At 71.6% G+C, this 20,970-nt stretch carries 22 protein-coding genes; 7 read left to right on the forward strand and 15 right to left on the reverse strand.

What is annotated here, in order from left to right; genetic code table 11:
- Nucleotides 1–94 precede the first annotated feature (94 nt).
- On the forward strand, nt 95–793 hold the full coding sequence (locus OG718_RS20785) for an O-methyltransferase (RefSeq protein ID WP_281198615.1): 699 nt from the start codon (nt 95–97) through the stop codon (nt 791–793).
- A 144-nt stretch (nt 794–937) separates the two neighbouring features.
- Here OG718_RS20785 and OG718_RS20790 read toward each other — a convergent pair whose 3' ends face one another.
- Entirely contained in the window at nt 938–1,105 is a 168-nt protein-coding gene (locus OG718_RS20790) for a DUF3117 domain-containing protein (protein ID WP_003966491.1), read from the reverse strand.
- A gap of 370 nt (nt 1,106–1,475) precedes the next feature.
- On the opposite strand from OG718_RS20790, the gene OG718_RS20795 reads away from it, so the two are divergent.
- The gene (locus OG718_RS20795; protein ID WP_328844774.1) at nt 1,476–2,282 is read left to right on the forward strand and encodes an enoyl-CoA hydratase/isomerase family protein; all 807 of its coding nucleotides are present in this window, start codon (nt 1,476–1,478) and stop codon (nt 2,280–2,282) included.
- A 55-nt stretch (nt 2,283–2,337) separates the two neighbouring features.
- Here OG718_RS20795 and OG718_RS20800 read toward each other — a convergent pair whose 3' ends face one another.
- Together OG718_RS20800 and OG718_RS20805 are read right to left on the reverse strand one after the other, a co-directional pair.
- Nucleotides 2,338–2,922, reverse strand: a complete 585-nt coding sequence (locus OG718_RS20800) for a DNA-3-methyladenine glycosylase I (RefSeq protein WP_328844775.1) — start codon at nt 2,920–2,922, stop codon at nt 2,338–2,340.
- Complete coding sequence (locus OG718_RS20805) at nt 2,919–3,272, reverse strand: DivIVA domain-containing protein (protein ID WP_143636573.1); 354 nt, start codon at nt 3,270–3,272, stop codon at nt 2,919–2,921. Before OG718_RS20805 ends, OG718_RS20800 begins: the two co-directional genes overlap by 4 nt.
- 148 nt (nt 3,273–3,420) lie before the next feature.
- On the opposite strand from OG718_RS20805, the gene folP reads away from it, so the two are divergent.
- On the forward strand, nt 3,421–4,281 hold the full coding sequence (gene folP, locus OG718_RS20810; RefSeq protein ID WP_143636574.1) for a dihydropteroate synthase: 861 nt from the start codon (nt 3,421–3,423) through the stop codon (nt 4,279–4,281).
- Between the two features lie 209 nt (nt 4,282–4,490).
- Here the strand turns inward: folP and OG718_RS20815 are convergent, their stop codons facing one another.
- On the reverse strand, nt 4,491–5,249 hold the full coding sequence (locus tag OG718_RS20815; protein ID WP_143636576.1) for a TIGR00730 family Rossman fold protein: 759 nt from the start codon (nt 5,247–5,249) through the stop codon (nt 4,491–4,493).
- Nucleotides 5,250–5,355: 106 nt separating this feature from the next.
- Nucleotides 5,356–6,435: a succinyl-diaminopimelate desuccinylase gene (gene dapE, locus OG718_RS20820; protein WP_328844776.1), complete on the reverse strand. Its 1,080-nt coding sequence runs from the start codon at nt 6,433–6,435 to the stop codon at nt 5,356–5,358.
- A 118-nt stretch (nt 6,436–6,553) separates the two neighbouring features.
- Between dapE and OG718_RS20825 the strand changes: the two genes are divergently transcribed.
- Complete coding sequence (locus OG718_RS20825; RefSeq protein WP_306938173.1) at nt 6,554–7,546, forward strand: heavy metal transporter; 993 nt, start codon at nt 6,554–6,556, stop codon at nt 7,544–7,546.
- A 364-nt stretch (nt 7,547–7,910) separates the two neighbouring features.
- A complete protein-coding gene (locus OG718_RS20830; RefSeq protein WP_143636580.1) occupies nt 7,911–8,348 on the forward strand; it encodes an ATP-binding protein in 438 nt (145 codons plus the stop codon).
- Between the two features lie 178 nt (nt 8,349–8,526).
- Here OG718_RS20830 and OG718_RS20835 read toward each other — a convergent pair whose 3' ends face one another.
- Together OG718_RS20835 and fdxA are read right to left on the reverse strand one after the other, a co-directional pair.
- Nucleotides 8,527–9,627 carry a bifunctional succinyldiaminopimelate transaminase/glutamate-prephenate aminotransferase gene (locus tag OG718_RS20835; protein ID WP_143636581.1) on the reverse strand — a complete coding sequence of 367 codons (1,101 nt, stop codon included), beginning with the start codon at nt 9,625–9,627 and terminating at the stop codon, nt 8,527–8,529.
- Between the two features lie 169 nt (nt 9,628–9,796).
- Nucleotides 9,797–10,117 carry a ferredoxin gene (gene fdxA / locus OG718_RS20840; protein ID WP_019058397.1) on the reverse strand — a complete coding sequence of 107 codons (321 nt, stop codon included), beginning with the start codon at nt 10,115–10,117 and terminating at the stop codon, nt 9,797–9,799.
- Between the two features lie 141 nt (nt 10,118–10,258).
- Here fdxA and OG718_RS20845 point away from each other — a divergent pair, with 141 nt between their 5' ends.
- Nucleotides 10,259–11,362: a GNAT family N-acetyltransferase gene (locus tag OG718_RS20845; protein WP_328844777.1), complete on the forward strand. Its 1,104-nt coding sequence runs from the start codon at nt 10,259–10,261 to the stop codon at nt 11,360–11,362.
- A gap of 17 nt (nt 11,363–11,379) precedes the next feature.
- Nucleotides 11,380–12,231 (forward strand): transglutaminase-like domain-containing protein, encoded by an 852-nt coding sequence (locus OG718_RS20850; protein WP_143636585.1) that lies wholly within the window; start codon nt 11,380–11,382, stop codon nt 12,229–12,231.
- 129 nt (nt 12,232–12,360) lie between these two features.
- On the opposite strand, the gene OG718_RS20855 is transcribed toward OG718_RS20850, so the two are convergent.
- The 8 genes from OG718_RS20855 to mshB form a co-directional block, all read right to left on the reverse strand.
- The gene (locus OG718_RS20855) at nt 12,361–12,975 is read right to left on the reverse strand and encodes a response regulator transcription factor (protein WP_328844778.1); all 615 of its coding nucleotides are present in this window, start codon (nt 12,973–12,975) and stop codon (nt 12,361–12,363) included.
- A complete protein-coding gene (locus OG718_RS20860; RefSeq protein ID WP_306938189.1) occupies nt 12,972–14,132 on the reverse strand; it encodes a sensor histidine kinase in 1,161 nt (386 codons plus the stop codon). The genes OG718_RS20855 and OG718_RS20860 overlap by 4 nt, the downstream gene beginning before the upstream one ends.
- On the reverse strand, nt 14,129–14,878 hold the full coding sequence (locus OG718_RS20865) for an ABC transporter permease (protein WP_328847799.1): 750 nt from the start codon (nt 14,876–14,878) through the stop codon (nt 14,129–14,131). Before OG718_RS20865 ends, OG718_RS20860 begins: the two co-directional genes overlap by 4 nt.
- Nucleotides 14,879–14,928: 50 nt before the next feature.
- Nucleotides 14,929–15,858, reverse strand: a complete 930-nt coding sequence (locus OG718_RS20870; RefSeq protein WP_328844779.1) for an ABC transporter ATP-binding protein — start codon at nt 15,856–15,858, stop codon at nt 14,929–14,931.
- A gap of 147 nt (nt 15,859–16,005) precedes the next feature.
- Nucleotides 16,006–16,878, reverse strand: a complete 873-nt coding sequence (locus tag OG718_RS20875) for an ABC transporter substrate-binding protein (protein WP_143636591.1) — start codon at nt 16,876–16,878, stop codon at nt 16,006–16,008.
- Between the two features lie 122 nt (nt 16,879–17,000).
- Entirely contained in the window at nt 17,001–19,430 is a 2,430-nt protein-coding gene (locus OG718_RS20880; protein WP_328844780.1) for a hypothetical protein, read from the reverse strand.
- Between the two features lie 160 nt (nt 19,431–19,590).
- Nucleotides 19,591–20,016, reverse strand: a complete 426-nt coding sequence (locus OG718_RS20885) for a DUF6113 family protein (protein WP_143636598.1) — start codon at nt 20,014–20,016, stop codon at nt 19,591–19,593.
- A gap of 40 nt (nt 20,017–20,056) precedes the next feature.
- Nucleotides 20,057–20,953 carry an N-acetyl-1-D-myo-inositol-2-amino-2-deoxy-alpha-D-glucopyranoside deacetylase gene (mshB, locus tag OG718_RS20890; RefSeq protein ID WP_328844781.1) on the reverse strand — a complete coding sequence of 299 codons (897 nt, stop codon included), beginning with the start codon at nt 20,951–20,953 and terminating at the stop codon, nt 20,057–20,059.
- Nucleotides 20,954–20,970 lie beyond the last annotated feature (17 nt).

The raw sequence follows: 20,970 nt of genomic DNA on the forward strand, positions 1-20,970 counted from the left end.
TACGCGCTCATATGGCTGCGTCAGCACTTGCTCGGTGTCCTGATCCATCTGCTACCCCCGCGTAGTTCCCCACCCCCTCTAAACGCCCGGTCCCATCTGCGGGTTCCCGGCGGCAACGGATACAGTCACGCCCAGGCAACCACGGGGACAGGAGAGGGCCATTACCGGCAACCGGCTGACGAGCTGGGCGTTCGCCGACGCCTTTGTCGCCGAGGACGAAGCACTGCACTGGGCCCGGGACCGGGCCCGGGACGCAGGGCTGCGCTCTGTGTCGCCCGGCACGGGCGCCGCACTGCGACTGCTCGCCGCCACCGTGGACGCCAAGGCGGTCGCGGAGATCGGGACCGGGACCGGAGTCTCCGGAATGCATCTTCTGCACGGCATGCGGCCGGACGGTGTACTGACGACCGTGGATCCGGAGCCGGAGCACCAGCAGTTCGCCCGCCAGGCCTTCCGCGCGTGCGGCTTCGCGAGCAACCGGGCCCGCTTCATCCCGGGCCGCGCGCTGGACGTCCTGCCCCGGCTCGCGGACGCCGGCTACGACCTCGTTTTCTGCGACGGCGACCGTCTGGAGAGCCTCGACTACCTCGCTGAATCGTTGCGCCTGCTCAGGCCCGGTGGCCTGGTCGTCTTCGAGGGTGTCTTCGCGAACGGCCGGACCGTGGAGTCGGGCCCGCAGCCCACGGAGGTCCTTCGGCTGCGCGAACTGCTGCGCACGGTCCGTGAGAGCCAGGAGCTGATTCCCTCGCTCCTGCCGGTCGGCGACGGCCTGCTGTGCGCGGTAAAACGCTGATCCGGCCTCTCCCCCGACCGCCCCTGAACCTTTGCTGACCTGCGTGAACACGCATGGCACACGTCGCTGACGTACTCCTGGAAACCCACTGCCCCGGCATCACTTTGATGCCGGGGCAGTGGACAGGTATGGTCGCGTTCCGCGTCAGCCGACGACCTTCTTGAGGGCGTCGCCGAGCGCGTCGGCCTCGTCAGGGGTCAGCTCGACGACGAGCCGACCGCCGCCTTCGAGCGGAACGCGCATGACGATGCCCCGCCCCTCCTTGGTCACCTCGAGCGGGCCATCGCCCGTCCGCGGCTTCATGGCCGCCATGCTCGTTCCCCTTCCTGAAACCAGCTCATCGTCGCCGACGGCCCCACTGAAGGGCACGCATCCTCTCGTCGGACACGCGTCACCGGCATCGAACACATTGCTTCCAGGCCATTATCCCGCATCTCAGGACCCGATGACCAACATCAGTCGGCATCGCTTGCGCAACGCGCTTGAGCAAAACCACTCAATTCGCCGAAGTGGCTGCGATACTGCGCCGCTGCCGCACCGCTGCATGGACTTTCGGACGCCGGAATTCTTTGACGCAGGTCACATGTCCGAACCCCGCCGCCGCTCATGATCTCCGCCATGCTGTCCTCAGACCAGAACGTACCGATGGGTACGACGGAGCCGCGAACCGGAGGGGACCGCCATGGCCGACACCGTGCTCTACGAGGTGAGCGACGGACTCGCGACGATCACGCTCAACCGCCCCGAGGCGATGAACGCGATGAACATCGAGACCAAGGTCGCCTTCCGGGAGGCGGCGCAGGCGGCCGCGGCGGACGACTCCGTACGGGCCGTGCTGCTCACCGCCGCCGGAGACCGGGCCTTCTGTGTGGGCCAGGACCTCAAGGAGCACATCGGCGGACTGATGGCGGCGCGCGAGTCCGGCTCGGGCGGGGGTGTCATGAGCACCGTCCAGGAGCACTACAACCCGATCGTGCGGGCCCTGACCGGGGCCGCGAAGCCGGTCGTGGCCGCGGTCAACGGGGTCGCGGCCGGTGCCGGCTTCGGTTTCGCGCTCGCGGCGGACTATCGCATCGTTGCCGACACTGCTGCCTTCAACACGTCGTTCGCCGGGGTCGCGTTGACCGCCGACTCCGGGATCTCGTGGACGTTGCCCCGGGTCGTCGGGCCTTCGCGGGCCGCGGATCTGCTGCTCTTTCCGCGCAGCATCACCGCGCAGGAGGCGTACGAGCTGGGGATCGCCAATCGGGTTGTGCCGGGTGCCGAGCTGGCGGCCGAGGCGGTGAAGGTGGCCCGGGGGTTGGCCGAGGGGCCGACCTTGGCGTACGCCGCGCTCAAGGAGTCCCTTGCCTACGGGCTGACCCACTCGCTGCAGGAGACCCTGGAGAAGGAGGACGAGTTGCAGACTCGGGCCGGGTCTTCCGAGGATCATGTGATCGCCGTGCAGGCGTTCGTCAACAAGGAGAAGCCGAAGTACTTGGGGCGGTGACCGATTGTGGGGAGCTGCGGGCCGGTGAGGGCTGGTCGCGCAGTTCCCCGCGCCCCTAAAAGGCGGCGCCTCTGGCCACGCAGTCTGCCAGGTGGTCGTTGACCAGGCCGCAGGCCTGCATCAAGGCGTAGGCCGTTGTGGGGCCCACGAAGCGGATGCCCTGCTTCTTGAGGGCCTTGGAGAGGGCTGTTGACTCGTCGGTGACCGCGGGGACGTCGGCGAGGGTCTTCGGGGCCGGGCGGGTCGTGGGGTCGGGGGCGAAGGACCAGATCAGTTCGTCCAGCTCACTCGGTGCCCATTCCGTGAGTACGCGCGCGTTGGCCACCGTCGCCTCGATCTTGGCGCGGTTGCGGATGATGCCGGGGTCGGCGAGGAGGCGCTCCTTGTCGGCGTCCGTGAACGTGGCGACCTCGGAGATCTTGAAGCCGGCGAAGGCGGTGCGGAAGCCCTCGCGGCGGCGCAGGATCGTGATCCAGGAGAGACCCGACTGGAAGGCCTCCAGGCACAGCCTCTCGTACAGCGCGTCGTCGCCGTGGACCGGGCGGCCCCACTCCTCGTCGTGGTACGCCACGTAGTCGTCGGTGGACAGGGCCCAGGGGCAGCGCAGGGCGCCGTCGGGGCCCTTCAGGGCGTCGCTCACCGGTGGTCCTCCTCGGCGGGCTTCTCCAGGGAGGTGGACCGGGCCTCGTGGGCCGCTCCGGCCAGCGCGGCCTCCAGGTCGGAGATCCGGGCGTCCCGCTCGGCCAGCTCGGCACCGAGGCGGCCCAGGGCGTCGTCCACGTCCGCCATGCGGTAGCCGCGCATCGTGAGCGGGAAGCGCAGGGCCTCCACGTCACCGCGGTGCAGGGGGCGGTCCAGGGGCAGCGGGTCCTGCAGACGCTCCGGCGGGCTCTCGGGGAGGGCGCCGCTCTCACCGCCGCCCACCACGGAGAGAGTCACCGCGCCCACCACGACGACGAGGGCGACGACCAGGAACAAGAACATGAACATCGCTGAGGTCCCCACGCTCTGGTGCCGACGCGGACGCGTCGGCGCGGAAAGTGTCAGGCTCCGATCGTGCCATGCGACTCCGACAGTTAGGGTCGCAGGCGGCGGAACGGCGACATCCGCTGCCGACTACCGGGAGAGGCCACAGGGGATGCTCAGGCTGGGCAGGCGCGAGTTCGAGGCGCACGAGCCGGTGATCATGGCGATCGTGAACCGGACCCCGGACTCTTTCTACGACCAGGGCGCCACCTTCCGCGACGAGCCCGCGCTCGCGCGCGTGGAGCAGGCGGTGTCCGAGGGCGCCGCCATCATCGACATCGGCGGGGTCAAGGCCGGTCCCGGCGAGGAGGTCACGGCCGAGGAGGAGGCGCGGCGGACGGTCGGCTTCGTCGCCGAGGTGCGGCGCCGGTTCCCCGACGTGATCATCAGCGTCGACACCTGGCGGCACGAGGTGGGCGAGGCCGTGTGCGAGGTGGGTGCGGACCTGCTCAACGACGCGTGGGGCGGGGTCGATCCGCGGCTCGCGGAGGTCGCCGGGCGGTACGGGGTGGGGCTGGTGTGCACGCACGCCGGTGAGACGCAGCCTCGGACCCGTCCGCACCGCATCGCCTACGACGACGTCATGGCCGACATCCTGCGGGTGACGTCGGCGCTGGCCGAGCGGGCCGTGGAGGCGGGGGTGGCGCGGGAGTCCGTGCTCATCGATCCCGGGCACGACTTCGGGAAGAACACGCGGCACAGTCTTGAGGCGACGCGGCGGCTCGGGGAGATGGTGGACACGGGGTGGCCCGTGCTGGTGTCCCTGTCCAACAAGGACTTTGTGGGTGAGACGCTCGACCGGCCGGTGAAGGAGCGGGTGGTCGGGACGCTCGCGACCACCGCCGTTTCGGCTTGGCTGGGGGCTCAGGTGTACCGGGTGCACGAGGTTGCCGAGACTCGGCAGGTGCTGGACATGGTGGCGTCGATCGCCGGCCATCGTCCGCCTGCCGTCGCCCGGCGGGGGCTGGCCTAGGGGCATTTTTCGCCCCCGCCGCCCCTACCCATTCCCGTCACTACTCGGGGGCCGGCCCCCGAACCCCCGCTCCTCAAACGCCGGAGAGGCTGAATTTCAGCCCGTCCGGCGTTTGAGGACGAGGCCGTTCAGGCCGATAACGGGGGGTCTGGGGGCGCAGCCCCCAGGGACGGGACGGGTAGGGGCGGCGGGGGCGAGGAAAAAGGCCCCTACCTCCCCGCCTCCTTCGACACCAATGCCACCGCCTCGTCCACGTCGTCCGTGAGGTGGAAGAGGAGGAGGTCCTTCTCCGAGGCCTTGCCCTGGGCGATCAGGGTGTTCTTGAGCCAGTCGACGAGGCCGCCCCAGTACTCCGTACCGAAGAGGACGATCGGGAAGCGGGTCACCTTCTGGGTCTGGACGAGGGTGAGCGCCTCGAAGAGTTCGTCGAGGGTGCCGAGGCCGCCGGGCAGGACCACGAACCCCTGGGCGTACTTCACGAACATCATCTTCCGCACGAAGAAGTAGCGGAAGTTGAGGCCGATGTCGACGTACTGGTTGAGCCCCTGCTCGAAGGGCAGCTCGATGCCGAGCCCGACGGAGATGCCCTTCGCCTCGCAGGCACCCTTGTTGGCGGCCTCCATGGCACCGGGACCGCCGCCCGTGATCACCGCGAAGCCCGCCTCGACCAGCCCGCGCCCGAGCGCGACCCCCGCCTCGTACTCCGGAGAGTCCGCCTTCGTCCGCGCCGAGCCGAACACACTGATCGCGGGCGGCAGTTCGGCCAGCGTGCCGAAGCCCTCGATGAACTCCGACTGGATGCGCAGCACCCGCCAGGGATCGGTGTGGACCCAGTCCGAGGGCCCGCCGGCGTCCAGCAGCCGCTGGTCCGTCGTGCTGGCCTGCACCTGCTCCCGCCTGCGCAGCACGGGGCCCAGCCGCTGCTCCTCCGGTGGCCGCTTCTTGCCCTCCGGGTTGCCAGTAGCCATGTCCGCTCCCTTCACGCGTGCGGGTCGTTCCACCCCAGCGTAGATCTACGCGGGTTACGGAGGGGGGACGCCGACATGTCCGCCATGAACCGCCGTCAGGTACGGGTCAGGCGGTGAGCCATGCCCTCAGCCGCTCCTCGCCCGCGAGGATCTTCGCAGTTTCGACCCTTTCGTCCCGCTTGTGTGCCAGATGCGGGTTTCCGGGGCCGTAGTTGACGGCCGGGACGCCGAGCGCGCTGAAGCGGGAGACGTCCGTCCAGCCGTACTTGGGCTGGGGGGTGCCCCCGACGGCCTCGATGAAGGCGGCGGCCGCGGGGTGGGAGAGGCCCGGCAGCGCCGCGCCGCTGTGGTCGTCGACCACGAACTCCTCGACGCCGCAGTCGGCGAAGACCTCGTGGACGTGGGCCAGGGCCTCGGCCTCCGTGCGGTCCGGCGCGTAACGGAAGTTGACGGACACCACGCACTCGTCGGGGATGACGTTGCCCGCCACCCCGCCCGAGATGCCGACGGCGTTGAGGCCCTCGCGGTACTCCAGGCCGTCGATGACCGGGTAGCGCGGCTCGTAGGCGGCGAGGCGCGCGAGGATCGGGGCGGCGGCGTGGATGGCGTTGGAGCCCATCCAGCTGCGCGCGGAGTGTGCGCGCTCGCCCTTCGTCCTGAGCAGCACGCGCAGGGTTCCCTGGCAGCCGCCCTCGACCTGGCCGTCGGAAGGCTCCAGGAGGACCGCGAAGTCGCCCTCCAGCCACTCCGGGTGCGCCTCGGCCACATGCTTCAGCCCGTTGAGGTGTGCGGCGACCTCTTCGTTGTCGTAGAAGACGAGGGTGAGGTCGCGGTTGGGGGCCGGGACCGTGGCCGCGATCCGCAGCTGGACGGCGACGCCCGACTTCATGTCGCAGGTGCCGCAGCCCCACAGCACGCCGTCCTCGTCCAGCCGCGAGGGCACGTTGTCGGCGATCGGGACCGTGTCGATGTGGCCGGCCAGGATCACGCGCTCGGCCCGGCCCAGGTTCGTCCGCGCGACGACGTTGTTGCCGTACCGGTCGACCGTCAGGTGCGGCAGGGCTCGCAGGGCGGTCTCGACGGCGTCCGCGAGGGGCTTCTCGGTGCCGCTCTCCGAGGGGAAGTCGACGAGCTGCGCGGTGAGCCGGGCGGCGTCCAGGGCGAGGTCAAGCTGGGTGTCGGCCATGCCGTCGACCCTAACGCGGCGCGCGTCCCGGCCCCGTAGGTGGCCTGATTCCTCCGACGTCACCGGCTTCTCCACAGTCACACAGATGGCGGACAGTACTCTCCAGTACCTTGTACGCGTGCCAGAGCCGTCCCCCACCTCCGCAAGGTCCGTACGCCGTGGCCGTCTCCTCCGTTCCGGAGCCGCCTTCGCCGTGCTGCTCGCCCTCGCCGGCTATCTCGCCGTGCAGTACCTGACAGGGAGCACGGGCGAACCGAAGTGCACGGTCGTCTCCGGCAACGGCGACGGAGCGTCGTACGAGTTCACGGCGGAACAGGCGGTGAACGCGGCGACGATCACGGCCGTCGGCACCAACCGCGGTGTGCCCGAGCGTGCCGTCACCATCGCTCTCGCGACGGCCCTCCAGGAGTCCGCCCTGCGCAACATCAGCCACGGCGACCGGGATTCACTGGGCCTGTTCCAGCAGCGGCCGTCTCAGGGCTGGGGCACCGAGAAGGAGATCCTGGACCCGACGTACGCGGCGGGCGAGTTCTACGAGCACCTGGAGAAGGTGCCGGACTACACGAAACTGCCGCTCACCGTCGCCGCGCAGCGCGTCCAGCGCAGCGGCTACCCGGAGGCGTACGCGAAGCACGAGCCGGACGCCACGCTCCTCGCCGCGGCCCTGACCGGGCGCGCGGCCGCCACCTTCACCTGCGAGGGGCGTCCGAGCACACCGGCCGAGGGCCCGGACGCGGTGCGTGCCGCGCTCGTACGGGACTTCGGGCGCGACGCGTTCCAGGAAGCGGGTGCCGAGGTGGCTGCCACGCCCTCGGCCTCTCCGTCGGCCTCGACGGCCGTACCGTCGACCTCGTCCACCGCCGCGAACGGCCCCGACGGCACGCGCACCGTGACCGTGACCGTCCCGAAGACCCCGGCGGCGCAGGGCGGGGAGCGGCGGCGTGGCTGGGCCCTGGCGCACTGGGCCGTGGCCAACTCCTCGGCGCTGCACGTCGAGCGCGTCTCGTACGCGGGCCGGGCATGGACGGCCGGGAACACCCGGAGCGAGTGGCGCGACGACTCGGGTACGCGGAACTCCACGGGCGAGGTCCGAATCGTCACCGGGCAGTAGTACGGGCCGTCACCCGTTGGAGGTACGCCCGGCGCGGCATGTCGACGGCTCGCCGGGTATTTCCCCCGGCCCTTCCCGCACCTCTCACGAATCCGCCGAACCCCTTGGGAACAAAGGGCCGTAGCGATTCGGCAGACTTTCTCACCGGACGTTCTTTGCCCGGGTTTCTCCACAGCCGATAATGCGACGCATTACCAACTCTTTACGTTGGATCACCGCAACCTTCGCGGACTTCGAGCGGTAGTCACTGCGTCCGAGCCCGGAACGATCAACAGCCGGTCGATCGACGGCAGACCGACAGCCAGTCGGTCAACTGCCGGGCGCGGCACGACACTTCACCGTTCTCTTCCGTCAAAGGAGCATCATGTCCCTCCCCCTGACCCGCCGGATCGCCCGTGCCGCGCTGCTCGTCGCAGCGGGAGCGGCAGCCGGGGTCGGTGCGGCCGGCTCCGCGAGCGCGGCCGAACTGCCTGCCACCCCCGACCTCGGCGGGCTGACCGCGCTGGACAACGCGGGCACCACCGTCGACGGCGCCGCGCAGAACGCCACCGGGCTCGCGGGTGACGCGGGCAGCAAGGCCGTCAAGAAGGCCGTGCCAACCGCGGGCAAGACCAGCGGCAAGGCCGTCAAGACCACGACTCCCGCGGCGCAGAAGACCGCCGGGGATGTCGCCGGGACCGCGGGTGACGTGCTCGGTGACGCCGCGGGGGCCACCGGTGGTGGGTTGCCGACCGATTCCGTTGCCAAGGGTGGGCTGCCCGGGGCTGAGCAGCTGCCGCTTCAGGGGCTGCCTCTCGGCTAAGCCCTCCGGGGGCTGTACGGCGAAGGGGTCCAGGGAGTTTCCCTGGACCCCTTCGCTTTTGCCCGGTGGGCGGGTGCGGGTGCGCCGTGGCTGGTCGCGCAGTTCCCCGCGCCCCTCAAAACGTGCCCGGTGGGCGAGTGCCGGTGCGCCGTGGCTGATCGCGCAGTTCCCCGCGCCCCTAATGGGGCGCCAGGCGGTCTACCGCCGCCTGAACCCGTTCGTCCGTTGCCGTCAGTGCCACGCGGACGAACTTGTCGCCCGCCGGGCCGTAGAAGTCGCCCGGGGCCACGAGGATGCCGAGGTCGGCGAGGTGGGCGACCGTGTCCCAGCAGGGTTCGTCCCTGGTGGCCCAGAGGTAGAGGCTGGCCTCGCTGTGTTCGATGCGGAAGCCGTGGGTCAGGAGGGCGTCGCGCAGGGCGGTGCGGCGGGCCGTGTAGCGGGCGCGCTGTTCGTGGACGTGGGTGTCGTCGGAGAGGGCGGCGACCGCCGCGGCCTGGGTGGGCGCGGAGGTCATCATGCCGCCGTGCTTGCGGATCTGGAGCAGGTCACCGAGGACCGCGGAGTCACCGGCCAGGAACGCCGAGCGGTAGCCCGCCAGATTGGACCGCTTCGAGAGCGAGTGGACCGACACGATCCCCTCGTACGAGCCGCCGCACACGTCGGGGTGCAGGACCGAGACGGGGTCGGCCTCCCAGCCCAGCTCGATGTAGCACTCGTCGGAGAAGACGAGGATGCCGTGCTCGCGCGCCCAGGCCACGATCCGGGTGAGTTCCTGGAGGGAGAGCACCCGGCCGGTCGGGTTCGACGGGGAGTTGAGCCACAGCAGCTTGAGGCCGGTCGGGTCCAGGTCCGTCGGGTCCTCGTACGAGACGTGGTCCGCGCGGGCCAGGCGGGCGCCGACCTCGTACGTCGGGTACGCGAGGCGCGGGTAGGCGACCCTGTCGCCGGGGCCGAGTCCCAGCTGTGTGGGCAGCCAGGCCACCAGCTCCTTGGAGCCGACCACCGGCAGTACGTTGCGGTGGGTGAAGTCCCGTGCGCCCAGCCGTCGCTCGCACCAGCCCACCAGGGCGTCCCGCAGCTCCGGCGTGCCCCACACCGTGGGATAGCCGGGCGAGTCGGCGGCCGCGACCAGGGCTTTCTGGATCAGGTCGGGCACCGGGTCGACCGGGGTGCCGACGGACAGGTCGACGATGCCGCCCGGGTGAGCGGCGGCCGTCGCCTTGAAGGGCTCCAGCTTGTCCCAGGGGAAGGTGGGAAGCCGGTCGGAGACTGCGGACACGGTTTCTGGCTCACTTTCTCGTACGGACGCGGGCGTCCGCACGGACAGGCGGCACGCACGGCAAACGCCTCGGTCCCGTACGGCGGCAGGCCGTACGGGACCGAGGCGGCGTTCTGCCGCCGGCGCGGGGCCACAGCGTCGCTGGGCGTGGCCCCGGCGTACGTACCGCTTACTGGTTCTGCGGCGGCAGCGCTGCGACGAAGGGGTGGTCGCGCTCGATGAGCCCCAGCTTGCTGGCACCGCCGGGCGAGCCGAGCTCGTCGAAGAACTCGACGTTCGCCTTGTAGTAGTCCTTCCACTCCTCGGGAGTGTCGTCCTCGTAGAAGATCGCCTCGACCGGGCAGACCGGCTCACAGGCACCACAGTCGACGCATTCGTCCGGGTGGATGTACAAGGACCGGGAGCCCTCGTAGATGCAGTCGACCGGGCACTCCTCGATGCACGCCTTGTCCTTGACGTCGACACAAGGCTGCGCGATGACGTAGGTCACGCTGTCGTTCCTCCTCGATAGGGCGCTGGCGAGCCGTCTTCAGGCCCCGCCACCTGGCGCGCGGGAGCGCGGCGTCGTCGATGCCCGCACCTAGTATCTCCGTTCTTGGGCATGATCCGAACAGGAGGGTTGGACTGAGCTGTGGAATTCTCCGCACACTTCCGTCTCGATGTCCGTGTTACCCCCGCTGACGTGGGGAAACGCATCTCGGTGCGACGGTTGCGCGAAGACGCTCCTGAGGGTGAGAAGTTCACCGACACGGTTGGCGTTCTCACATCATGGGACGACGGTGTGCTGCTGATCACACGACGGTCCGGGGAGAGCGTCCGTATTCCGGAATCGGCGCTGGTGGCGGGCAAGGTCGTGCCGGCCGCGCCGGCCCGGCGGAGAGGCCCGGCGGCCTCGTACGAGGAGCTGGCGCGGGTCGCCGCCCGGGCCTGGCAGCCGGTCGAGCGGGAGCGGCTCGGCGAGTGGGAGCTGCGGGCCGCCGCGGGGTTCACCCGGCGGGCCAACTCGGTGCTGCCGCTCGGCGACCCCGGCGTCCCGCTCGACGACGCGCTCTCCCTCGTGCGGGAGTGGTACGCGGCCCGGGAGCTGCCCGCGTACGTGCAGACCGCGACCGGTGCCGAAGGCACGCAGGAGCTGCTGTGCGCCGAGTTGGAGGCGCGGGGGTGGGCGCGCGAGGTGACCGCGGAGATGTGGATCGGCGGGCTGGCGCCGATCGGTGACCTCCCGGACCCCGATCCGGACCGGCCAGTCGTGCTTGCGCGCGAGGCGGACGAGGCGTGGCTCGGCCGCTACCAGCGCAAGGGCGTGAGCGGGGTGGCCCTGGAGGTGCTGGGCAGCGGACCCGCCGTGTGGTTCGCGACCGTGCCCGGCGCCGAACCGGGCATACCGGCGGCGATCGGCCGCTGTGTGATCGACGGGCGCTGGGCCGGTTTCGCGGCGGTGGAGGTCGACCCGTCCCTGCGCCGTCAGGGTCTGGCCACCACGGTCATGGCCGCCCTGGCCCGCCGGGCGCTGTCCGAGGGTGCCTCGGCGGCATGGCTCCAGGTCGAGGCCGACAACGCGGGCGCCCGGGCCCTGTACGCGGGCATGGGCTTCGCGGCGCATCACGCGTACCACCACTATCGCGAGCCCCGGGCAACGGGCGGCGGGAGCTCCGCCGGTGCCGACGAACAGGTGGGCGACCGCCCGGGCGGCGAAATCCGTGGCGGAGCCACAGAGCGGTATCGATCGGCGTGAAAGGGCACGAGGCAGCTATGCGTCCTCTTCATCCTCCCGGGCCCGAGCGGAGCGCCGAGTGGCGGCGGCGGTTCGGCGACGAGGCGCGGGCCGAGCGGCCCGACCTGTCGGCGTTGTGTCTGCTGTTGGGCGCCCAGGCGGACGGGGAGCTGGACGAGGCCGGGCTGGACGCGGCGCAGATCGAGCTGGACCGGCTGGCCGGGGAGCTGCCGTTCCGGCCCGGCGGGCCGCGGTCCTGGGCCACGGCGCTCGCCGAGCACCTCGGCGGCCGTTGCGGGTTCCGGGGTACGCCCGGTGACTATCAGCGGCTGGACTCCTCACTGCTGCACGAGGTGCTGCGGCGGCGCCGCGGGCTGCCGATCCTGCTGTCGGTGGTGTGGATGGAGGTCGCGCGGCGGGCGGGGGCCCCGGTGTACGGGGTTGCTCTGCCCGGGCACTTCGTCGTCGGGTTCGGGCCGCCGGAGCAGCAGGTTCTCGCCGATCCCTTCGACGGGGGCCGGGTGCTGACCGGGACCGATGCCGAGTTGCTGGTGGCCGGTGCGACGGGGGCGCCGCTGGATCCTTCGATGCTGTCGCCCGCCGATCCGCTGGACGTCGTGCTGCGGATCCTGAACAACATCCGTGCGTGGGCCGCGGCTCGGCCCGAGCGGTCCGACGTGGCCCTCTGGGCCGTCGACTTCTCCCTGCTGCTGCCGTCCCATCCTGCTCGTCTTCGGTACGACCGGGCGCAGTTGCTCGTGGAGCGGGGGGACTTCCTCGTGGGGGCGACGGAACTCGATGCGTACGCGGAGGTTGTGGCCGCCGTTGATGAGCCTGCCGCCGATCGGGTTCGGCGGCAGGCTCGGGCTGCGCGAGCCATGCTGAACTGAGCCTGGCCCTCGCGCCCGCCGGTTGTTCGCCCGGGCGCCGTAGGGCTGTCGTCGTCGTGCGAGTGCGGGTGCGTTGTGGCTTGTCGCGCAGTTCCCCGCGCCCCTTCGGGGGGCGCCCTGAAGGGGCTTCTACAGCCAGCCCTTCTCCCTCGCGATCCTGACCGCCTCCGCTCTGTTGCGTGCCGCCAGTTTTTGGATTGCGGTGGAGAGGTAGTTGCGGACCGTGCCGTGGGACAGGTGGAGGGCCGTTGCCAGGTCGGCGTTGGTGGAGCCGTCGGCCGCCGCGCGGAGTACCTCGCGTTCGCGGTCGGTCAGGGGGTTGGCGCCCTCGGCCAGGGCCGCCGCGGCGAGCGCGGGGTCGATGACACGTTCGCCGGTGAGGACCTTGCGTATCGCCTCGGCGAGTTGGGCGGCGGGCGCGTCCTTCACCAGGAAGGCGTCGGCGCCCGCCTCCATGGCGCTGCGGAGGTAGCCGGGGCGGCCGAAGGTCGTGAGGATGACCAGCTTGAGCGCGGGGAACTCCCGGTGGAGCTCGGCAGCCGCCTCGATGCCGGTGGCGCCCGGCATCTCGATGTCCAGGAGCGCCACGTCCACGTCGTGACCGCGTACGGCGGTCAGTACCTCGTCGCCGCGGGCCACCTGCGCCACCACGTCGATGTCCGGTTCGAGGCCGAGCAGGGCGGCCAGGGCCTCGCGGACCATCGACTGGTCCTCGGCGAGCAGGACCTTGATCGTTCGGCTCATGCCCCGGATCCTACGGCGGCCGTGGCCGCCGGGACGCGGGCCACCAGCCGGAATCCGTGCCGCGCGCTCCCTGCCTGCAGTTCCCCGCCCACCTTGTCCAGCCGCTCCCGCAGTCCGGTCAGCCCGTTGCCCGGACCGCTGTCCGCGCCGCCCCCGTCGTCCTCCACGCTCAGCTCCAGCACAGGGCCCTCCAGCGTCTGGCGCCGCACCAGCTCGACCGTGCAGCGCCGGGCCCCGCTGTGGCGTACGACGTTGGTGACCGCCTCGCGCAGTGCCCAGGCCAGCGCGGACTCGGTCTCCGAGGCGACGCCCATGAGGTCCGGTTCGGCCGGCAGTTCGGCCGTGATGCCCGCCGCCGTGAGGGCGACCCGCGCGCCCGCGAGTTCGCCGGGCAGCCGGGGCCGCCGGTAGCCGGTGACCGCCTCCCGGACGTCGACCATGGCCTGCCGGCTGACGTTCTCGATGTCGGCGACCTGCTGGGCCGCCTTGTCGGGGTGCTCGGGCAGCATCCGGCCCGCGAGCTCGCTCTTCAGCGTGATCAGCGAGAGCGAGTGGCCGAGCAGGTCGTGCAGGTCGCGGGCGAGCCGCAGCCGTTCCTCGTTGGCGGCGAGCTGGGCGACGGTGGCGCGGGCCTCGCGCAGCTCGATCGTCGTACGGATCAGGGTGCGGACGCCGACCATGGAGAACCCGCCGAGGAGCGCCGGGAGGAGCAGCGAGGCCAGGTACTCGTTCCCCTCCGGCACGGAGAAGGCGATCACCGTCATCAGGGCGGACACGGCCGGGATGGTCAGCCGTGCGAACCGCGGCGGCAGTGCCGCGCCGGACGCGACCGACACGTACACGAACAGGACGAGCCACTCGCGGCCGAGGGCGAGGGAGAGGATCGACGACTGGGCCGCGAGCACGGCCAGCGAACCGAGTACGACCCCGTTGGCCGCTCCGCGTCCGGCACGGAAGACCAGGGCGAAGTACCAGGCGACGAAGGCGACCAGGCCGACGGCGCCCAGGACGCGGACTCCGTCGCTGTGCCCGCCGTGCAGCAGGTCGTGCACGGGTGCACTGAGATAGGCGAGCCAGATGCCGGTCCAGAGGAACTTGACCGCTCTCTGCCTGCTGTTCTGCGGGCGCTGCCCGATACCGATCTCCACGCCGCTCACGCCTTCAGCGTGTCCTTCCTGTACAGCCAGGCCGCGCCGCCCGCGAACAGGACGAAGGAGACGGCGAGGATGGCGAGGTCCGTCGCGTGCGGGGCCCGGCTCTGCTCGATGGCCTGACCGAGGGCAGCGTACGCGTGCGTGGGCAGCCACTTCGCGATGTCCTGCAGCCAGTCGGGGAAGGTCGTCGTGGGCATCCACAGTCCGCCCAGCATGGACAGGCCGAAGTACACGATCATCGTGATCGGGCGGACCGCGTCACCGCTCGCCATGTAGCCGATGGCGACGCCGAGCGCGGCGAAGACGAGGCTGCCGGCCCAGATCGCGCCGGTGAGCGCGAGCCACTGCCAGGCGTCCAGGCGTACGTCCTTCACGGCTGCCGCGACCACGAAGACGACGACGATCGACGGCAGGCTGATCACGGCCGCGCTCGCGGTCTTCGCGAAGACATAGCCGCGTCCCGGCAGCGTGGTGAGCCGCAGCTGCCGTACCCAGCCGCTCGCGCGCTCCTTGGCGATCTGCTCGCTGTTGCCCATGAGGACGGCGGTCAGGGCGCCGAAGGACGCCATGGAGACCATGAAGAAGGTCGGCAGGGTGAGCCCGGTGTCGTCGACCTTGGTGGTGCTGTCGGCGCTGCCGGCGATCAGCAGGAACAGGGCCGAGGGGTAGATCACCGAGAAGAACAGGAACTTGCGGTTGCGCAGGGCGCGGATGACCTCCAGCTTGATCAGACCGCGTACACCGGACATGCCACTCATGGCCTTCATGGGGTTCGTGGACTTGATGCCGTTCATGGCGTTCATGAGGTGCGCGCCTCCTCGGCGGCGGTGATGGCGACGAAGGCCTGCTCCAGACCGAGCCCGGCCACTTCGAGGTTGCGGAGGTAGACGCCGAGCCCGTACAGGGCGTGGACGGTCGCGTCGGCGTCGGAGGACTGGATGCGGACCGTGTGGCCCGACACGTCGAGCGAGGTGAGGAAGGGCAGGGCGTGCAGCGCGGGAGCGTCGATCGGCTCCTCCAGGTCGAACGCGATCCGCCGGGCGCCCGCCTTCGCCTTGATCTCGGCGGCGGTGCCGTCCGCGAGCAGCCTCCCCCGGTGCAGGACGAGCACGCGGTCGGCGATGGCGTCGGCCTCCTCCAGGTAGTGCGTGGCGAACAGGACCGTCCGTCCCTGGTCGGCCTGCTCGCGCATGGTGGCCCAGAAGGCCTGGCGCGCGGAGACGTCCATGCCGGTCGTCGGCTCGTCGAGCACGATGAGGTCGCTGTCGCCGGCGGTGGCGAGCGCGAAGCGCACGCGCTGCTGCTGGCCGCCCGAGAGCTTGTTGACCTTGCGGTCCGCCATCTGTGTGAGGCTCGCGCGGGCGAGTACGTCTGCCACGGGGAACGGCTTCGGGTGCAGGTCGCAGGCCAGCCGCACCAGTTCGCCGACCGTGACCTCGTCCATCAGCCCGCCGCTCTGCAGCATCGCTCCGACGCGGCCGGCGACGATGGCGTCCCTCGGGCTGCCGCCGAACACCCGCACCGAGCCGCTGTCCGGGTGCTTCAGGCCGAGCAGCAGGTCGAGCGTGGTCGACTTGCCCGCGCCGTTCGGCCCCAGCAGGGCCACCGTCTCGCCCGGGTGCAGCGCGAGCGTGAGCCCGTCCACGGCTCGTACGCTTCCGTAGGTCTTCGTCACCTGATCGAATCCGACCACCGAGCCGGTGGCCTCCGCTGTCGCAGTCGCTGTCATGTGACCCAGCGTGGCGGGAGGCGGGCCCCGCCCGGCAGTGTCGGCCGTCGTCACTCCCGGATGACAGATGTCATGTGGGGGTACGCGGAGGCGGTCGGCAGGGGTGATCGGCCGAGGCGGGGTCAGGGGTCAGGGGTCATACGAAGCTCACCTCTTGGCCCCCAGGACCTCGAGCGCGTCCGCCACCGAGCGGAGGAAAGCGGCGTACGCGTGGGCGCTGCACGGCAGTTCAGGGTTCCAGGGCTCCACGGCCGCGGTCGAGGTGAGGGCGCGCCAGGCGGGCACGGACTCCAGCTCCCCCGCCGGCACGGCGTTCGCGCGGGCGTCCACGAGGACAAGGTCGGGGGCGAGGTCGACGGCGTGCTCCCACGTGGTCGTGGACCAGTTCGCGCCACCGGCGCCGGGCTCGGTCAACTCCACGCCCAGCTCGGCCAGATGACGCAGTTCGGGCCAGGTCCCGGGCCGCGCGAGATGCACCTGGCGGGCTCCGGCGGCCGACAGCGCGAGCACCTTCAGCGGAGCGGAGGCGGCGGACCATACGGCGTCCTCCGCGGCGGACCGTACCGCGTCCTCCGCGGCGGCCAACTCGCCGTCCCCGCTCGCAGGTTCGCCGCCGAGGGCCACCGCCAGCTGGGCGAAGCGCGCCAGGATGCCGGGCAGCGAGGTGTCGCCGCCGACCGCGAGGGCGAGGACGGGCGCGCCGGCCCGTTTCGCCGCCGCCTCCGTGACGGCGTACGGCTTCTCCCGGTCGTACGTGACGTCGACGACCAGGTCGGGCCGTACGGACCGGATGGCCCCGTCGTCCAGGCCCTTGCCCGCGCCCAGGTACGGGACGTCGGCCAGGGCACCGGACTTGGCGCGGTCGGGCTCGTCACCGTCGTGGCCTGATCCGTACACCCCGACGGGCCGCACCCCCAGATCCCACAGTGCCGCGCCCGCGCGGACGTACGCGGCCACTCTCTCGGGCCGCCCCATGCGCCGTAACGTGATCCCCCGGTCGTCCGTGAACTCCCAGCCCATACGGCACCCGCCCCTTCGGCACCCGCCCGGCGCGGGCCACTCGGGCCACGATGAGCCGGACGCCGGAACGAGACAAGGGGACACCCGGCCATCGCCGGGTGCCCCCTTCAACCAGTCCGCGACTAGCTGGGGTCGGTCTCGATCACTCCCACCCGGTCCGCCGCCGTCTTGCCGAGGAGCGCCGGGCGCATCGCGCCGACCACGTCCTGGGGTGTCACGGGGGTCTTCTTGCCGTTGCCCCGGGTGATCAGTACGCCGTCGAACGCGCCGCCGTACAACTCCTTCAGCGCTTCCAGGTCGTAGTACTCGACCAGCTTGCCCTGGGCGTTGGCCTTGACGCCGAGGAACTTCCACAGGGAGTTCTCCGGGCTGAACGGGAGCTCCACCCCGCCGGCCCTGATCGTCACGTTGGCCGACATCGCCGGCTGCGCGAAGGCCTTCATCATGCGGTCGACCTCGGCCTTGGTGACCTTGGGTTCCTTCGTCGTGGTGGGGACCTTGACGGTCGCCGCCTTGCCGGTCTCCACCTGCGCGCGGTAGGCCTCCTCGACGGCCTCCGTCGACTGCCCGGTGTCGATGCCCTTGCCCGCCTTGCCGTAGACGGCGACGGCCTTGCCGGACTGGAACTTGATCGTGCCCTCGGTCGCCGATCCTGAGCCGCCCGCGGCGCGCTCCAGGGCGGCCGTCAGCTTCTCCTCGTCGACAGGCATCGCGGGGTCGACCACGCGATGGTTGCCGAACAGCGAGCCGATCACCGAGACGGGGTTGTAGTCGCTGCCCGCCGCGGACCGTACCGTCGCCTGGCTGTCGAGCTGGAGACCGGCCTGGTCCGGCCTGAGCGCGACGGTGTCGCCCTCGACCGAGAGCTGCAGCGGCTTGGCCGCCCGCGTCTTGAAGGCGTCGTCGAGCTTCTTGACGGCCTCGTCACGGGTGCCGCCGCCGATGTCGACGCCGAGCACGGTGGTGCCCTTGGGCACGTCGGAGTGGTTCATGAGCAGTCCGGCGCCGTACGCGATGCCGCCCAGGGTCACCACGCCGGTGACCAGAAGCACCAGCTTGTTGCGGCCCTTCTTCTTCTTGGGCCGCGAGGCCGCGGGCGCCGCCGGCGAGACCGGGTCGGGCAGCTTCGGGGGCTGGTGCGGCAGCGGTCCGTCGGTGTGCGCGCCCGGTCCGAACGGCGAGTTCGGGGCGGGCGGCACGACGGGGATGCCGCTGGTCAGCGTGTGTCCGGAGACGTTCTCACCGGCGCCGCCGTAGCCCGGCGTACCGGGTTCGGGGGCGGGCTTCTGCGGGGTGAGGATCGCGGTGTCGTCGCTCATCCCGCCACCGGGTCCGCCGGTGAAGGACGAGCCGTTCTGGGCGCCCTTGCCACCGGGGAAGCCGGGACCACCGGGGCCGCCGCCCGGACTGCCGGGGCCACCGGGACCGGCTTGTCCGCCGGGGAAGCCGGAGCCGTTCTGGGCGCCGTTGGGTCCGGGGAAGCCCGAGCCGTCCGGAGCTCCGGGGCCGCCGGGTCCACCCGGTCCTCCGGAAGCGCCGTGGAACGCGGCTGCACCCTGACCGTTCTGGTCACCCATGCCACCACGGACTCGCGGACCACCGGGAGCGCCCTGGCCGCCGGGACCGCCAGGTCCGCCCGGGACTCCGCCGCGCACGGTGCCGGGCGGTGCCAGCTGACCGTCGCCGGTGGCAGGCCCGCCGGTCGGGCCCGAAGGTCCGCCCTGGCCGCCCTGGCCGCCGCCGGAGAAATACGGAAGGCCGTCGCGCCGCGGCTCACCGCCGCCGTCGCCCGTGCCGTCCGTCGGATACGGCGAGTTGCCGGGGCCGCTGCCCAGCGGCCCCGCCGCCAGTGCCGCGGACACGTCGAAGGAACCGGTACCGCCGCCGTGGCCGGGAGCCACGGGCCCGGTACCGCCCGCGCCGGGCAGCCCCGCGCCGTTGGTGCCGCCGGGCCGGGAGCCACCGGGCCTGGCCGCACCACCGGCACCGGCGCCCGTGGGCGCACCTGAGCCGGAGGGACGCGTGCCGGGTGCACCGGAGGCGCCAACTCCCGCTCCGGCACCCGTACCGGGGCCCGGCGCACCCGAAGCGCCGGGCGTCCCGGCGCCGTTGGTGCCGCCACCGCCCGGACCGCCCTTGGGCGCACCGGACTTGCGTGGCGCGAACCAGTCGCTGGTCTTGTCCTCGGCGGAGGCCGTGGGCATGGGGTGGGACCCGGTGTCGGAGTCCACGGGCCCGCCCGGACCGGTGCTCGGCCCGGTGTCCACGGGGGCCGGTCCGGGCACACTCGTGCTGTCGGAGGACTCGCCGCCCCCGACGGGCGTGCGCACGACGACCGGCGGAATCGGCCGGGATCCGGGGATGTTGATGCGGATCCGCGTCGTCAGCGTGGTCTCGGTCTTGGGCTGCTCCGGCCGGTCACCGGTGGAACGCCCATTGTCGGCGGCGCCGTCGGAAGCCTTGGGCGTTCCGTACGGCGGAGTCCCCGACGGGTATGCGGTTCCGCCGCGCCCGTTGGGCCCGGAGGACGAACTGTCAGTTTCACGACTCAAGGCAGGTTCTCCTGGTTGGCTCCACCGCCCGTGTACTCGACCTCGATTCGGGCGGCTCGGCGGCGCGCACCACCATACTGGCCACTTGTCGCCCGCATCCTGCGGCCGTCGGGGAAACCCACACCGGACTTGCACCTGCGCGCTGTGGCGAAGTGGTACGTCACTTGCCAAGTCGGGCGGCGGGCCCGCCTGGTTGCCGCCCCGGGCCAAGGGTGGCGCACATCACAGCCACGGCCATTCCGCCGAGCAGGAAGAGGTAGGAGCCCGCTCCCGCGGCGAAGAGGAAGTCTCCCTCCGGCCGGCTCGCGGTGAGCAGGACGACGGCGATCATCCAGCCGGCGGCGGGCGCGACGGCCCCGCCCCGGCCACCGGTCGCCCGTCCCCCGCCGACGAAGAGCCCCGCCGCGCCCGCCAGCGCGAGCAGCAGTCCGCCCGGGAACAGGCCCGACTGGACCAGTCCGCCGGCCGCCCCGACCACGGCACCCAGCACGAAGAGCCCCAGGTGGACGAGGATCCGTCCGGCCGAGGGCGCTCGCGGGGGCTCGGCGAGCATGCTGCCCGCACCCGGCCTGTTCGCCGTACTCATCAGCCACTCACTTCATTACGTGTCGGACATCCACGACGACTCATCGGACACCCTCATCCTTTTGGACCGTCCCGGCGAACAGGTCCGTCTCCCGCGCCAGTCCTTCGCGCTCGCCACGCACCAACTCGTAGTACTCCATGACGAACAGCGGCTGCGCGAGCTGGTTGGAGAGCGCGAACCACGGCTCGACGACCTCGATCTGGGTGGCGTGCGCCCGCATCGCGGCGGCCTTGGCCGCGGCGAAGGGGGTGCCGTCGATCTCCGTGGTGATCAGGGAGTCGTCCGCCACGCCCGGCACGTCGTCGACGGCGGCGGATGCGGGGAACGGCAGTTCGTCGAGCACGTCCTTCAAGCGGGCGAAGCCCTCCTCGGCGACCTGACGCGGTACGCGGTTCCAGTAGATCTTTGCGATCGTCCACGGTTCGCCGAGCTCCGGACGGAAGCCGGACTCCGCGGCCAGGTCGGCGGCGCGCATGGCGACGCGGTGGGCCTGGATGTGGTCCGGGTGGCCGTAGCCGCCGTTCGTGTCATACGTCACGAGCACCTGGGGGCGCACCTCGCGGATCACCTGGACGAGATCCACGGCCGCCTCGTCGACGTCGGCCTGCCAGAAGCAGCGCGGGTCGTCGTTGTCGGGCAGGCCCATCATTCCGGAGTCCCGGTAGCGGCCGGGGCCGCCGAGGGGGCGGAAGTCGCTCACCCCGAGCTCGCGCATCGCCGCGCCGAGCTCGGCGCGGCGGTGATCGCCGAGGGCCTCGCCCGACAGGTGGGCGAGGCCGGGCGGGATGACCTCGCCCAGCTGGCCCAGGGTGCAGGTCACGAGCGTGACGTGGGCGCCCTCGGCCGCGTACCTGGCCATGGTCGCGCCGTTGTTGATCGCCTCGTCGTCCGGGTGCGCGTGCACCAGGAGAAGACGCCGGGAGGGCAGTTCGGTCATGGACCCCACCCTACGAG

Source organism: Streptomyces sp. NBC_00258, assembly GCF_036182465.1.
Classification (GTDB): Bacteria; Actinomycetota; Actinomycetes; order Streptomycetales; family Streptomycetaceae; genus Streptomyces.